This is a genomic window from Sphingosinicella sp., from assembly GCF_052387495.1.
Taxonomy (GTDB): domain Bacteria; phylum Pseudomonadota; class Alphaproteobacteria; order Sphingomonadales; family Sphingomonadaceae; genus Allosphingosinicella.
In genome coordinates this window covers 16,709-29,648 of record NZ_JBQTJC010000080.1, presented here as the reverse complement: position 1 = coordinate 29,648, position 12,940 = coordinate 16,709, and the positions used below count along the sequence as shown (strand labels likewise).

Annotated in this window: 15 protein-coding genes; 6 read left to right on the top strand and 9 right to left on the bottom strand. The window is 69.5% G+C overall.

The window, feature by feature from the left end:
- Window positions 1-558: winged helix-turn-helix transcriptional regulator (locus tag ACT4N8_RS04600; protein WP_444856957.1), on the top strand; the 558-nt coding region annotated here is incomplete at its 5' end.
- Between the two features lie 37 nt (window positions 559-595).
- Here ACT4N8_RS04600 and ACT4N8_RS04595 read toward each other — a convergent pair.
- Window positions 596-2,629 (bottom strand): AAA family ATPase, encoded by a 2,034-nt coding sequence (locus ACT4N8_RS04595; RefSeq protein ID WP_444856956.1) that lies wholly within the window; start codon window positions 2,627-2,629, stop codon window positions 596-598.
- A 346-nt stretch (window positions 2,630-2,975) separates the two neighbouring features.
- On the opposite strand from ACT4N8_RS04595, the gene ACT4N8_RS04590 reads away from it, so the two are divergent.
- The gene (locus ACT4N8_RS04590) at window positions 2,976-3,383 is read left to right on the top strand and encodes a hypothetical protein (RefSeq protein WP_444856955.1); all 408 of its coding nucleotides are present in this window, start codon (window positions 2,976-2,978) and stop codon (window positions 3,381-3,383) included.
- On the opposite strand, the gene ACT4N8_RS04585 is transcribed toward ACT4N8_RS04590, so the two are convergent.
- The 8 genes from ACT4N8_RS04585 to ACT4N8_RS04550 form a co-directional block, all read right to left on the bottom strand.
- Complete coding sequence (locus tag ACT4N8_RS04585; protein ID WP_444856954.1) at window positions 3,361-3,900, bottom strand: LytR/AlgR family response regulator transcription factor; 540 nt, start codon at window positions 3,898-3,900, stop codon at window positions 3,361-3,363. The genes ACT4N8_RS04590 and ACT4N8_RS04585 overlap by 23 nt on opposite strands.
- Window positions 3,901-4,018: 118 nt before the next feature.
- The gene (locus ACT4N8_RS04580; protein ID WP_444856953.1) at window positions 4,019-4,807 is read right to left on the bottom strand and encodes a PhzF family phenazine biosynthesis protein; all 789 of its coding nucleotides are present in this window, start codon (window positions 4,805-4,807) and stop codon (window positions 4,019-4,021) included.
- A complete protein-coding gene (locus ACT4N8_RS04575) occupies window positions 4,804-5,745 on the bottom strand; it encodes a cation diffusion facilitator family transporter (protein WP_444856952.1) in 942 nt (313 codons plus the stop codon). The genes ACT4N8_RS04580 and ACT4N8_RS04575 overlap by 4 nt, the downstream gene beginning before the upstream one ends.
- The gene (pdxH, locus tag ACT4N8_RS04570) at window positions 5,742-6,320 is read right to left on the bottom strand and encodes a pyridoxamine 5'-phosphate oxidase (RefSeq protein ID WP_444856951.1); all 579 of its coding nucleotides are present in this window, start codon (window positions 6,318-6,320) and stop codon (window positions 5,742-5,744) included. Before pdxH ends, ACT4N8_RS04575 begins: the two co-directional genes overlap by 4 nt.
- 39 nt (window positions 6,321-6,359) lie before the next feature.
- Window positions 6,360-6,899: a hypothetical protein gene (locus tag ACT4N8_RS04565; RefSeq protein WP_444856950.1), complete on the bottom strand. Its 540-nt coding sequence runs from the start codon at window positions 6,897-6,899 to the stop codon at window positions 6,360-6,362.
- Window positions 6,899-7,849, bottom strand: a complete 951-nt coding sequence (locus ACT4N8_RS04560; RefSeq protein ID WP_444856949.1) for a phosphatidate cytidylyltransferase — start codon at window positions 7,847-7,849, stop codon at window positions 6,899-6,901. The genes ACT4N8_RS04565 and ACT4N8_RS04560 overlap by 1 nt, the downstream gene beginning before the upstream one ends.
- Window positions 7,846-8,439 (bottom strand): lysophospholipid acyltransferase family protein, encoded by a 594-nt coding sequence (locus ACT4N8_RS04555; protein ID WP_444856948.1) that lies wholly within the window; start codon window positions 8,437-8,439, stop codon window positions 7,846-7,848. The genes ACT4N8_RS04560 and ACT4N8_RS04555 overlap by 4 nt, the downstream gene beginning before the upstream one ends.
- Entirely contained in the window at window positions 8,436-9,074 is a 639-nt protein-coding gene (locus ACT4N8_RS04550; RefSeq protein WP_444856947.1) for a CDP-alcohol phosphatidyltransferase family protein, read from the bottom strand. Before ACT4N8_RS04550 ends, ACT4N8_RS04555 begins: the two co-directional genes overlap by 4 nt.
- Window positions 9,075-9,178: 104 nt before the next feature.
- Between ACT4N8_RS04550 and ACT4N8_RS04545 the strand changes: the two genes are divergently transcribed.
- The 4 genes from ACT4N8_RS04545 to ACT4N8_RS04530 are packed head-to-tail and all read left to right on the top strand — an operon-like array spanning window position 9,179 to window position 12,940.
- On the top strand, window positions 9,179-10,147 hold the full coding sequence (locus ACT4N8_RS04545) for a DnaJ C-terminal domain-containing protein (RefSeq protein ID WP_444856946.1): 969 nt from the start codon (window positions 9,179-9,181) through the stop codon (window positions 10,145-10,147).
- Between the two features lie 6 nt (window positions 10,148-10,153).
- Entirely contained in the window at window positions 10,154-11,170 is a 1,017-nt protein-coding gene (locus ACT4N8_RS04540; protein WP_444856945.1) for a YihY/virulence factor BrkB family protein, read from the top strand.
- On the top strand, window positions 11,167-11,970 hold the full coding sequence (gene fabI / locus ACT4N8_RS04535) for an enoyl-ACP reductase FabI (protein ID WP_444856944.1): 804 nt from the start codon (window positions 11,167-11,169) through the stop codon (window positions 11,968-11,970). Before ACT4N8_RS04540 ends, fabI begins: the two co-directional genes overlap by 4 nt.
- Before the next feature lie 43 nt (window positions 11,971-12,013).
- Window positions 12,014-12,940 (top strand): chorismate synthase, encoded by a 927-nt coding sequence (locus ACT4N8_RS04530; protein WP_444856943.1) that lies wholly within the window; start codon window positions 12,014-12,016, stop codon window positions 12,938-12,940.

Sequence of the window (12,940 nt, the reverse complement as noted above, 5' to 3'; positions counted from 1 at the left end):
CGCTTTCGTGACTTGCGCGCCGACCTGCCCGGAATCAGCGCCAATGTGCTCACCCAGCGGCTCGAGGGGCTGGAAAGGGCCGGCATCCTCGTGCGGCGGCAGCTCCCGCCGCCGGCGTCGGTCCAGGTCTACGAGCTCACCGAATGGGGCTATCAGGCGAAGCCGCTGATGGGCGCGCTGGGCCGCTGGGCGACCCGCTCGCCGGGCCACGATCCGCGCCAGCACCTGAGCGCGGTGTCCCTGATGCTGAGCTTTCAGGCAATGGGCCAGCCCGCTCTCCTCAAGGGTCTGAACGCGACGATCCTGTTCCGCCTACGCGGGGAGACCTACACGCTGCGCATCGCCGACGGCGCGATCGATGCCCGGCGCGGCGCCGCCGACGATCCCGACCTTATCGTTACGGCCGACGCCGGCGCGGTCGCCGCCGCCGTCTATGGTGGCGTCCCGCTCGAGGCGCTGGAGGACGAAGGCGCGCTCAGGCTCGAAGGCGACCGCGCCCTTGCGGCCCGTTTCGTCACCCTCTTCCCCTTGCCGCCCAAGGCGCAGGTGCCGGGCTGATCCGGAAGGGCGGCAGCCAGGCCGCCGCCCTTCCTTCTCAAAAGCCGATCGGTCCGGCTGGCTCCGGCTTCGCGCGCGCCTCGGCTTCGAGGAGACCGAGGATATCCGCCGGGCTGGCCCCGCCACCGAAGCGCAGCTGCCGCGCGACCACCGCGAAGTCGCCGGGCGTCAGCCCCGCGATCCGCGCCAGCCCCGCCGGCGGCTGGGTGCTGAAGAAGCGAGCGAAGGCCCGCACCGCCAGCGCCGGCGACAGCGTCTTGAGCTCGATCTTGAAGACGAAGCGTCGAAGCGTCGCCGGATCGAGCCGCCGGGCGAAGTTGGTCGCCGCGACGAACGGAAGCGGGTGGAGGTCCATCCATGTGAGCATCTCGTTCACCCTGCTGACCTCCCACGAGCGCGTTGCGTCCGCCCGGTCGAGGAGGAGCGAATCCGCCTCGTCGAACAGCAGCACCGCGCCCCGCTCGCGCGCCTCGGCGAAGGCCTGGGCGATCTTCGCCTCCGTCTCGCCCACCCAGGGGGAGAGCAGATCGGAAGCGCGGACCACCGTCAGCGGCCGGTCGAACCGCTCGGCCAGGCAGGCCGCGAGCGCCGTCTTTCCCGTCCCCGGCGGACCGGTGAGGAGTAGCGAGACGTCCGTTGGCGCGCCAGGCGTAGCGATCCGCCCAACCAGCTCCGCAACCGGCGGATCGGCCTCGTAGAGATCGAGGTCGACCGCGCCCGCCGGCGCCGGCGGCAGCGCCCGCCCGCCGCGCAAGCCGAGCACGAGCGAGCGGCCGACCGCCTCCGCGTCCGCGGCGCCGCCCCCGGTGAGGGCGGCCGCCCGCAGCGCGGCGCGCGCCACGCCCGCCATGCTCTCGGCCTCCGGCAGCAGCCGGTCGAGCCCCGATCCCGCCTCGGCCACGCCTTCCGCCTCGGCCACGCGCGCGACGATGCGCGCCCGCGCCCGTGGGTTCGGGTAGCCCATCCGCAGGATGTAGCTCATCCGGCGGAGGTGGGCGGGATCGATCGCGTCGATCGCGTTGCTCGTCCAGATCGTCGGCACCCGGTTGCCCTCGAGCAAGCGGTTGACGAAAATCTTGGACGAGGTCCGGCGCGTGCTCTGCCCCGCGAAGAGGCTGGCCTCGTGGAACAGGTCCTCCATTTCGTCGAAGAGAAGGAGGGACCCGCCCCGTCGCGCGAGCAGGCGCTCGGCGCGCTTCAACGCCGACAGGCGATCGGAGCGCGAAGGCTCCTCGCCCTCGACCTCCTCGCCGACCGCATAAAGCGTCGCCCCGACCTCGGCAGCGAGCGTCCGCGCGAGCTCGGTCTTGCCCGTGCCGGGCGGACCGTAAAGCAGCACATTGACTCCCGCCGAGCCGCGCGCGAGCGCCGCCGCCAGCAGCCGCGCGAGCAGCGCGAACGCCTCACGCTGATCGGCGAAGTCGTCGGGCGCGAGCGTCGCCGACTGGCGGATACCCGCCAGTGCGTCGATCAGCCGATCGGGGTCGGTCAGGCCCGCGTCGAGCACACGGCCGAACCGCCAGTCGATGCCGAGATCCTGTCCGCCGGCGCCATAGTCGCCGTCGCCCGCGAAGAGCAGGCCGAGCGCGACCGGGGCCGAGCGCCGCACGCGACGCGCCGCCTCGCCCGGCTCGGCGCCGGCGAGACGACCGACGAGAGCCGGCAGATCCTCGCCGCTGCCGAACAGGCGCGAACGGAAGGCGGCGAGGCGCGGCAGCCGATCGAAGGCTGCGACGACGCGGAGCACCTCGCGCTCGAACGGGTCGAGCACCAGCAGCTCGGCCACGGTGTCGACGCAGCCGAACAAAGCTGGCTCCGCCTCGCGCGTGTCGATCGCCTCGGCGAGCGCGGGCAGCCGCTCCCAACAGAGCGTCTCGCCCGAGCCGCCAAACCGGCTCAGCCAGCCGCCCTCGGGCGGCGCGCCTGCGTCGTCCGCGAAAGCGATTCCCGGCCACAGCCAATCGCGTTGGTCCACGGCCCAATCGAGCAGCGCCAGCCCCGTCCGGCTGGTCCGTCCAGTGGTGTCGCGCAGCAACCGGATGAGGCGCTGCGCCAAAAGCCTCTCGCCCATGACTCACCTGCCATGGCCGTGCGAAGGCCTCTGCCCAGACACGGCCGGTTTCAATTTGCGGCGGCCGTTTGATCGCGCCGGGTCCCGAGACCCGGCGAAAGCGCGTCAGCGCTTGGGCGAGCTCGGGACGGAGGCGCGATGACAGCCGATCCTTAGGTCGGAATCGATCACATCTTTCTCCGTCGTTTCGGCCGTGTGCCGAAGGGAGCGTGCCGTTACGCCCCTGCTGTCGCGAAGTCAATCTGCTCCGATTGCTGCGATTGGCGGCCGCGGTGATTTTGAGATCGGCCGCCAACGCGCTAGGAACAGAGATGGGCTCGGGAGGAGGGACGATGGTCCTGTCCGGATGGTGAGGCTCTGGGCGATTTCGGCGCTGTTGCTGGTGGGCTGCGTGTCGCAGCAGGCGCGCTATCGCCCGCCGCTGCCGCTCAATCATCCGGTGATGCGCGCGGCGCTGGACAGCGCCGCGAGCCAGGTCCGCCGCTGCTACCGGGCGCCGCGGGTGAGCACGGCCGGGCGGCAGATCGTCACACGGGTGCGCGTCCGGGTCACGCCGGACGGGACGCTGGGCGGCATTCCGATGGTCGTCTTTCAGGAGGGGATCGGCCCCGGCAACCAGGCCTATGCCGACCGCATGGCGCGGGCCGCGATCCAGTCCGTGCTGAGCTGCGCGCCGCTGCGTCTACCCGAGGACGTCTATCGCGGGGCCACCGTCGTGCTCGAGCTGACCTTCAGCCCGCTCGCCTCGGCCTAGGCCGCTGCAGTCCGCGAAAGAGGCGACCCAGCCGGTCCCGCAGCCGCCGCCGCGCGCTCGACCGAGGCGGAATAGGCGCGGCCGCTATCGTCTCGACCGCCGCGCTCTCCTCCGCGTAGAGGCGCAGATTTCCGGGCCGGCTCGGACGAAGCCGCTCGCGGCCGCGGATGATGTCCTCGGCCGCCTTCAGCGCGCGGACCAGATCCTCCTCGCTGAACGGCTTGACCAGGCAGCCCAGAGCGAGGTCCGGGATCGGGAAGCTCGGAGCCTTGCCACTGGTGAACAGACAGGCCACGCCCATCTCGGCCAGCTTGGCGGCGACCGAAAAACCGGTCGAGCCATGAGCGAGCTGGAGGTCGACGAGGGCGAGGTCCGGACGCCTCGTGGCCGCGGCCGCCAGCGCGCCGGCGCTGTCCTCGGCGACGTCGGTGACGACGTAGAGCGGATTGAGCTCGATCAGGTGACGCAACGTCTCGGCGAAGAGCGGCTCGTCCTCGACGACCAGGATATTGAGCATAAGCGGCGCCTCCCCGCGCCGGACCCCAAGCGTTTCGATTCTTTACCGAATTTGAAAAGATGGGAATCCCGCGCCCGTGGATTTGCGGCGAACGATTCCATGGCAGCGACGAAACGACCTAAAGGCGCATCACGCCTTCGATCACGGTGACGCAGCGCCCGCCCAATATGGCGCGGGCGCCGGCGAGGCGGCAGTGGACGTGGCCGCCGCGCCGGCTGGCCTGATAGCCGGTAAAACCGTCGCGGCCGAGGCGTTCGGCCCAGAACGGCGTCAGCGCGCCGAAGGCGGAGCCGGTGACCGGGTCCTCGTCGACGCCCCAGGCGGGGACGAAGACCCGCGCGACCACGTCGTGGGCGTCGCCGGGCGCGGTGGCGATCACCATCAACTCGATGTGACGCAGCCGGCTCATGTCCGGCGCGCAGGCGCGTACCGCCGCCTCGTCGTTGAGCAGCACGATCGCGGTGGCCTCGGCCCCTTGATAGGAGACGAAAAGCTCGGCATCCGGCGTGCCGACAACGTCAAGCAGGGTCTCGTGCGTTGCCGGCCGGACCAGGGTCACCGGCAGATCGAGCGCCAGGGCGGCCCCATCTCGCCGCACCTCCAATTTGCCGGCCTTGCGGGTGCGGAAGCGCACCCTTTCGCCATCGATCAGGACGTGGCCGCTGGCGAGGCTGGCGTGCCCGCAAAGCGCGACCTCGGTGGTCGGCGTGAACCAGCGCAATTCGTAATCGGCGTCGCCTTCCGTCGCCGGGACGGTGAAGGCGGTTTCGCTGAGATTGTTCTCCATCGCGATCGCCTGAAGGGTCTCGTCGGGGAGCCATTCGTCGAGCGGCATCACCGCAGCCGGGTTGCCGGTGAATGGCCGGTCGGCGAAGGCATCGACCTGGACGAGGCGATATTCGGTCACGGGATCAGTCCTTTCGTCTCGTCGGTCTCGGCCAGCGGATTGCCGGGCTGGTCGACCTGGCCTTCCGGATCGAGATGGATCAGCACCTCGACATCCGGAAACTCGCGCGCCAGCTCCGCCTCGATCTCCTCCATGACGTCGTGCGCGCGCGACACGCTCATTTCGGGGCGCACCCAGATGTGAAACTGCGCGAAATCGTGAGTCCCGCTCGATCGGGTGCGCAGATCGTGGATGCCGCGCCCTTCGGGGTGGCGCGCGGCGATTTCGACGAAACGCCGCCGCCGCTCGTCCGGCCATTCCTTATCCATCAATTGGTCGACTGCATGGGCCGAGGCACGCCAGGCGCCCCAGAGCAGCCACAGCGCGATCGCGATCCCGAAAAGCGGATCGGCCGCGCCGAAGCCGAGATATTGGTCGAGCGCCAGCGCCCCGATCACCGCGAGGTTGAGCAAAAGGTCGCTCTGGTAATGGAGCCGATCGGTGCGGATCGCCACCGAGCCGGTGCGGCGGATCACGCTCTTCTGGTAGGCGATCAGCGCCAGAGTCGCGACGATCGCCAGTAGCGAGACGGCGATACCGGTCTCCGCCTCGGTGGTGCGCGCGCCCTCGATCAGCCGGGCGGCGGCGCGCCAGCCGATGCCAACCGCCGAGACGGTGATGATGCCGACCTGAACCAAAGCCGCCAGCGCTTCCGCCTTGCCGTGGCCGAAACGGTGCTCGTGGTCGGCGGGCATGGCGGCGATGCGCACCCCGAACAGAGTGACGAGCGAGGCGATCACGTCGAGCGCGGTGTCGGCGAGCGAGCCGAGCATCGCCACCGATCCGGTCGTCCAGGCCGCCCAGATCTTCAGCGCGAGCAGGAAGAGGGCGATGGAAAGGCTCGCATAGGCCGCGCGCGCGGTCAGGGTCGCGCGGTCCGGGCCCGCGGCGCCGGTCACGGGTAAAGCAGGCCTTCGGTCCACTCTTCGCCCTCGCGGACGAACAGCCGCCGTTCGTGCAGCCGGTGGGCGCGGTCGATCCAGAACTCAATCCGCTCCGGCTGCACGCGATAGCCGTGCCAATAAGGCGGGCGCGGCACCTCTCGCCCTTCATATTCCACGACGAGCGCCTGGTAGCGCGCCTCGAAGGAGTCGCGGCTTGCCATCGGCCGCGACTGGTCGGAGGCCCAGGCGCCGAGCTGAGATTCGCGGCCCCGCGTGGCGAAATAGGCGTCTGCCTCGGCCGGGCTGACTCGCGCTACCGGCCCCTCGATCCGCACCTGGCGGCGCAGTGATTTCCAGTGGAAGAGCAAGGCGGCTCGCGGATTGGCCGCAAGCTCGTCACCCTTGCGGCTCTCGCCGTTGGTGTAGAAGACGAAGCCGCGTTCGTCGTGGCCCTTGAGCAGCACCGCCCGCGCCGAGGGTGCCCCAGCGGCGTCGGCGGTGGCCAGCGTCATCGTCTCCGGGTCGTTCGGCTCGGCGAGCCGCGCCTCGGCGAACCATTCCTCGAATAAGGCGTGCGGATCGTCGGCCATGGCCGCTCCATGCCGCCTCGCGCCCGCCAAGTCGAGTGATCAGCCGGGCATGACGCTGAAGTACCAGATGTAGAAAGCGAGCCAGAGCCCGCCGAGGATCGCGAGCCGCGCCTGGATCCCGAGCCAGCGCGAAAGAAGATGGCTTACCGCGGCCGCGCCGAGCGCCGCGAGCAGGAATCGCGGCAGGCGGACGATGGGACTCGCCAGCAGGAATGGCGCCGCCGCCATGCCGCCCTCGCCGGCGGCGAGGGCGTAGAGCTTGTAGGGAACGCCGGAGAGCGAGCCCTGGAACATCGCCGTGACGGCGCCCTCGGCGAAAGCGGCCCGGGTTTCGGCGATAAGCGCGCCGTTGATCGCCGGCAGCGCCGCCATGGTGGCCTCCGCTCCCGCGGGATCGCCCGCGGCCCACAGCCAGACCGCGGCGCCACCTGCCGTCGCCGCCAGCGCGGCGGCGAGCGCGGCGGCGACGCCCTTCTTCCACCCGTAGCGCACCGCGACGGCGCTGATCGGCACGTCGGCGACGAGAAAGAAGAGCACCGCTTCGGCGAAAGCCCAGATGGCGACCAGCGCGAGCACCATCAGACGGTGTAGAAGTAATTGACCAGATGGAAGAAGAGCGGCGCGGCGAAGGTCACCGAATCCATCCGGTCGAGCGCGCCGCCATGGCCCTCGATCATCGTTCCCCAGTCCTTGGCGCCAAGCGAGCGTTTGACGCCGGAGAGGACCAGGCCGCCGAGGAAGCCGGCCAGCACGATGACGAGCGCCATGCCCGCCGCCGCGAGCGGGCTGAACGGCGTGATCCAATAGAGGCCGGCGCCGACCGCCGTCGCCGCCAGACCGCCGCCGATAAAGCCCTCGACGGTCTTGGACGGGCTGAACTTCGGCGCGACCTTGTGGCGGCCCAACAGCTTGCCGAAGACATATTGGAAGACGTCGGAGAGCTGGACGACGGTGACCAGGAAGAAGAGCAGGTAGACGTTGCGATAGTCGGGGATGTTGAGGATGAGCAGCGCCGGCGCGTGGCTGATGCAGAAGACCGTGAGCATCAGGCCCCACTGGATCTTCGCGGTGCGCAGCAGGAAATCCTCGGTCTCGCCGCGCACCGCCGATAGAATTGGAAGCAGCAGGAAGGCGTAGACTGGAATGGCGATGGTCAGCATCGACAGCCAATCCACCCAGATCAGCCAATATTGCAGCGGGATGAAGACGTAGAAGGCGGCCGCGATGGCGCGGTGATCGGAGGGGCGGGTGGGCGTCAGCGAGATGAACTCGCGCAGGCAATAGAATGAGGTGAGGGCGAACAGGACGAGGGTCACGCCCTTGCCGAAAGCGAAGGCGACCGCGAATATCGCGACCATCCCCCACCACGCCTTGATCCGGGCATTGAGGTTGCGGACCGTGTCGCGCCCGCCTGCGGTCTTCACCGTCCGCGACAGCGCGAAGCCGATCAGGGATGCGAGGACCAGCAGCCCGGCGACGCCGCCGAACAGCCGGATCATCACCGGCTCGAGGGTCAGGCTCTCGATCACGCCAGCGCCACGACAGCGTCGCGGGCGCGGGCGAGGAACGCGGCCTTGGTTTCGCCGGGCTCGAGCGCGATCGGCGCGCCGAAACGCGCGACGCAGGAGATCGGCACCGGGATCAGGCTACCCTTCGGGAGCGCGCGGCGAAGGTTGTCGAGGAAGACGGGCACCAGCTCCGCCTCCGGATGTCGTTCGGCGAGGTGATGGAGGCCGGGCTTGAACGGACCCGGCAGCCGCTCGAAGGCGCGCGTCCCCTCGGGGAAGATGATAAGGGATTCACCGCGCGCCAGCACCTCGCTCAACGGCGCGAGAGGATCCTTCGTGCGCGGCCCCGAACGGTCGATCAGCACTGCGTTCAGCACCTTGAGCGCGATATGGCGGCGCAGCGCCCCCTTGCCCCAATAATCGGCGGCGGCGACCGGGTGGGTGGTTTCGCGCAGGTGCGGCGGCAATGCGGCCCAGAGCAGCAAAGTGTCGAGATGGCTGCTGTGATTGGCGAAATAGATGCGCTGCCGCTCCGAGGGAGCGCTGCCCAGCCAGACCCCCTGACCGCCGACGAGGAAGCGGGCGAGGGCGATCAGCACCGCGCGGATCATGCTGCCGCCTTGAGCCGGCGGGCGATGCCGAGCACCCGAAGGACGATGGTGAGCGCCGAGCCGACCATGATGAGCCAGAGCGTGATCGCTAGGGCCCAATGCGTGCCCTGCCACAGCGCCTCGATCAAAGCGGCGATCGCGCCCAGGGTCAGCGTCGCCATGCGATGCGGCTTGGCCATCGGCCCCCGGAAATCCTGCGGAAAGCCGAACGTGCCGCCGAGCGCGCGGACATAGGCGGTGACCGCCGCGAGCAAGGCGGCGGCGAGGCCCAGCCAGAGCAGGCCTGCGGCAAAACCGAAGGCGATGAGGAAGACGCTGTCCTCGATCCGGTCGGGCACCTCGTTGTAGAGCGGGCCATAGGCGGACTTGCGGCCGCCCTCGACCGCGACGAGGCCGTCCAGCATGTTGCACAGCAGGCGCAGCTGGATGGCCAGCGCGCCGGCGAGATAGAGCCAGGGATATCCGGGCGCCTCGACGAATGCCCAGGCGCCGAGCAGCGAAATCAGGACACCCGCGACAGACACCTGGTTGGCCGTGATCCGCGTCGCGAGCAAAGCGCGGGTCGCGGCGCCCGCCCAGCCCGTGCCCCGCGATTTGAGCGGCCGCCGATTGGCGAAGTCCCCATCCGAGCCCATATCGCCGGAAATGCCAGAAAGCCCTTGGCTTGAACAGGCGGGACACTGGCACGGCGCCGCGTTATGCGGCAGAAGGCGCAAAGTCAGGGAAAGCACAGGCGGGAATGGCCGATCTCTACTCCACTTTGGGCGTGGCGCGCGGCGCGAGCGAGGCCGATATCAAGAAGGCCTATCGCAAGCTCGCCAAGGAGCTGCACCCGGACAAGAACAAGGACAATCCCAAGGCGACCGAGCGCTTCTCGAGCGTCACTCAGGCCTATGACATCCTGACCGACAAGGACAAGCGCGCCCAATATGACCGGGGCGAGATCGACGAGGACGGCAATCCCAAGATGCCGTTCGGCTTCGGTGGTGGCCCTGGCGGTGGAGCAGGGCGCGGCGGGCCGTTTCGCGGCCCCAATGGAGAGCCGTTCGAATTCACCGGGGGCGGCGAGGCGGCCGACATTTCCGACCTGTTCGAAGGCCTGTTCGGCGGGATCGGCGGCCGGCGCGGCGGCGCCGGCGGCGGCCCGTTCGGCGGCTTCGGCCGGCGGAGCGCGCCGCCGCAAAAGGGCGCCGATGTCGCCTACCGGCTCGAGGTTCCGTTCGAGGACGCTGCGACGCTGAAAGGCCAGCGCGTCACCTTGAGCGGCGGCAAGACGCTCGACGTCAAGCTTCCCAAGGGGGTCGAGGACGGCGCGAAGATCCGCCTCGCCGGACAGGGCCAGGCCGGGCCCGCCGGCAATGGCGACGCGATCGTCACAATCGCCATCAAGCCGCACCGCTTCTTCCGCCGCGAGGGCGATCATATCCGGCTCGACCTGCCGGTCTCGCTCGACGAGGCCGTGCTCGGCGCCAAGGTGCGCGTGCCCACCGTGGATGGCCCGGTGGTGGTCTCGGTGCCGAAGGGCTCGAGCTCGGGCAAGGTGCTCCGCCTCAAGGGCAAGGGCTTCGCCGGCAAGAGCGGCGCACGCGGCGATCAGCTCGTCACCCTGATGGTCGAGGTGCCCGAGGGCGATGCGGAGCTCGCGAAGTTCCTCGAAGGCTGGGGCGGCAAAGGGAAAGGAAACCCTCGGGCGAGCTTGGGCGTCTAGTTGCGCATGCGGGACATCTCCCCTGAATCACCGGAAGCCAGGCGCAAGCGGCGCGCCATCGCCAAGGCCCATTTCGAGGCGGTCAAGGAGCGGGTCGGCTCGCGCCCCTGGAAGGTGGTCAAGCGGGTTGCGATCGGCGTCTATTCGGACGGCTTCATCCATGCCGGCAATCTCGCCTATCTCGCTTTGCTCTCGATCTTCCCCTTCGTCATCGTCGCCGCCGCGATCGCGCGCCTGTTCGGCCAGACCGAGGAGGGGCTCGATGCGGTCAACGCACTGCTGCAGACCATGCCGCCGCGCGTCGCCGACGTCCTGCGCACGCCGATCCACGACGTGATCGAGGCGCGTTCGGGCGGCCTGCTCTGGCTCGGCGCGCTCGTCGGCCTGTGGACGACGGGCAGCTTCATCGAGACGATCCGCGACATCATCCGCCGCGCCTACGGGGTCAGCTACAGCCGGCCCTTCTGGGAATATCGGCTGGGCTCGGCGGGGATGATCATCGCCGCCGTCATCCTCGCCATGCTCGCCTTCGCGCTCTCGGTGCTGCTCTCCGGCGCGCAGACCTTCATCGTCGGCTTGATTCCCGGCGCGGAGGATCTGGTCTCGCTGCTGACCCTCATGCAAGCCGCGCCGGCGCTGATGCTGTTCCTCTCGCTCTATTTGCTCTTCTACATCCTGACTCCGAAGCGCTACCGGATCGAAGGCTGTCCGAAATGGCCGGGCGCCGCCTTCGTCGCCGGCTGGTGGGTGCTGACCACCGCCCTGCTCCCGGTCGCCCTTTCCAGCCTCGGCGGCTACGACCTCACCTATGGCAGCCTCGCCGGGGTGATGATCGCGCTCATCTTCTTCTTCGTCATCGGCCTCGGGCTGGTGATCGGCGCCGAGCTCAATGCGGCGCTTGCGGAGACGCCGACCCCAAGCCAAGAGGATATCGAGCAGGCGGTCCACGAAGAAGCCGCCGAGGTCGCCGAGAAGAAATCGGAGGCCAAGGCCACGGGGGAAGACAGCGAGGGGGAGCCATGACCGGCTTGATGGAAGGTAAGCGCGGGCTGATCATGGGCCTCGCCAACGATCGTTCGCTGGCCTGGGGGATCGCGCAAAAGCTGCGCGAGGCGGGGGCGGAGCTCGCCTTCGCCTATCAGGGCGAGGCGCTGAAGAAACGGGTCGGGCCGCTCGCCGAGCAATTGGGCTCTGACTTCCTGATCGATTGCGATGTCTCCGACATGGCCGCGCTTGACGTCGCGTTCGAGACGCTGAAGGCGCGCTGGCCGACGCTCGATTTCGTCGTCCACGCGATCGGCTTCTCCGACAAGAACGAGCTGAGGGGCCTGTTCGTCGACACCAGCCTCGAAAATTTCCTGCTGACCATGAACGTCTCGGCCTACAGCTTTGTCGCGGTCGCGCGGCGGGCGCGGGCGATGATGCCGGAGGGCGGCGCGCTGCTCACCCTCTCTTACTATGGCGCCGAGAAGGTCATCCCGCACTACAACGTGATGGGTGTGGCCAAGGCGGCGCTCGAGACCAGCGTCAAATATCTCGCGATGGACCTGGGCCCGGAGGCGATCCGGGTGAATGCCATCTCCGCCGGCCCGATCAAGACGTTGGCGGCGAGCGGGATCGGGGATTTCCGCTACATCATGAAGTGGAACGAATATAATTCGCCGCTCCGCCGCAACGTCACCATCGAGGATGTCGGCGGCGCCGCGCTCTATTTACTCTCCGATCTCGCCTCGGGCGTCACCGGCGAGGTCCACCATGTCGACGCCGGCTACAACGTGATCGGCATGAAGGCCGAGGACGCGCCGGACATCGCGACGACGTGAGCATCGTCTCCTTGGCCCCTCTTGCTGAAGGGGAGAGGGGGATTTGAGCGTCAACAGCTTCGGCCGCATCTTCCGCTTCACGACCTGGGGCGAGAGCCATGGGTCGGCGATCGGGGCGGTGGTGGACGGCTGCCCGCCCGGCCTCGCGCTCTCGGAGGCGGACATCCAGCATTGGCTCGATTTGCGCCGTCCCGGGGCAAGCGAGCTCACCTCCCCGCGCGCCGAGCCCGACCGGGTGCGGATTCTCTCCGGCGTTTACGAGGGCCGGACGACCGGGACGCCGATCAGCCTGACGATCGATAATGTCGACGCCCGTCCGCGCGATTATCCGGCGGACGCGCCGCCGCGCGCCGGCCACGCCGATGCCGCCTATCAGGCGAAATACGGCCTGCGCGACCCCCGCGGCGGCGGCCGCGCTTCGGCGCGCGAAACGGCGGCGCGGGTCGCGGCGGGGGCGGTCGCGCGGCTGGTTATCCCCGAGGTGGCGATCGCCGCCCGTGTCATCGAGCTTTGCGGCGACCCGGTGGAGGCGAACTGGCCCGGCCTGATCGAAACGGCGCGCGCGGCGGGCTCCTCGCTCGGCGCGGTCGTCGAATGTGTTGCGGAGGGCGTGCCCGCAGGCTGGGGCGCGCCGGTCTATGCCCGGCTCGACGCCGAGCTGGCCGCCGCGCTCATGTCGATCAACGCGGTCAAGGGCGTCGAGATCGGGGCCGGCTTCGCCGCGGCGCGCGCTCGGGGCGAGGCCAATGCCGATTCCGCTTTCGCCGGCGGCATCACCGGCGGCATCGCCACCGGCGAGCCGATCCGGCTCCGCGTCGCCTTCAAGCCGACCTCCTCGGTGCCAGCGCTCGGCGTGACCGGCCGGCACGACCCTTGCGTCGCGCTGCGCGGGGCGCCGGTGGTCGAGGCGATGGTCGCGCTCGTCCTCGCCGACCACAAATTGCTCCATCGCGCCCAATGCGGAGGATGA

Bases quoted from the DNA above. Each gene is read 5' to 3' on its own strand.
- pdxH (WP_444856951.1), bottom strand. From the start codon at position 6,320: ATGGCCGACGATCCGCACGCCTTATTCGAGGAATGGTTCGCCGAGGCG.
- fabI (WP_444856944.1), top strand. From the start codon at position 11,167: ATGACCGGCTTGATGGAAGGTAAGCGCGGGCTGATCATGGGCCTCGCC.
- ACT4N8_RS04565 (WP_444856950.1), bottom strand. From the start codon at position 6,899: ATGGTGCTCGCGCTGGTCGCCATCTGGGCTTTCGCCGAAGCGGTGCTC.
- ACT4N8_RS04590 (WP_444856955.1), top strand. From the start codon at position 2,976: ATGGTGAGGCTCTGGGCGATTTCGGCGCTGTTGCTGGTGGGCTGCGTG.
- ACT4N8_RS04550 (WP_444856947.1), bottom strand. From the start codon at position 9,074: ATGGGCTCGGATGGGGACTTCGCCAATCGGCGGCCGCTCAAATCGCGG.
- ACT4N8_RS04540 (WP_444856945.1), top strand. From the start codon at position 10,154: ATGCGGGACATCTCCCCTGAATCACCGGAAGCCAGGCGCAAGCGGCGC.
- ACT4N8_RS04585 (WP_444856954.1), bottom strand. From the start codon at position 3,900: ATGCTCAATATCCTGGTCGTCGAGGACGAGCCGCTCTTCGCCGAGACG.
- ACT4N8_RS04555 (WP_444856948.1), bottom strand. From the start codon at position 8,439: ATGATCCGCGCGGTGCTGATCGCCCTCGCCCGCTTCCTCGTCGGCGGT.
- ACT4N8_RS04595 (WP_444856956.1), bottom strand. From the start codon at position 2,629: ATGGGCGAGAGGCTTTTGGCGCAGCGCCTCATCCGGTTGCTGCGCGAC.
- ACT4N8_RS04545 (WP_444856946.1), top strand. From the start codon at position 9,179: ATGGCCGATCTCTACTCCACTTTGGGCGTGGCGCGCGGCGCGAGCGAG.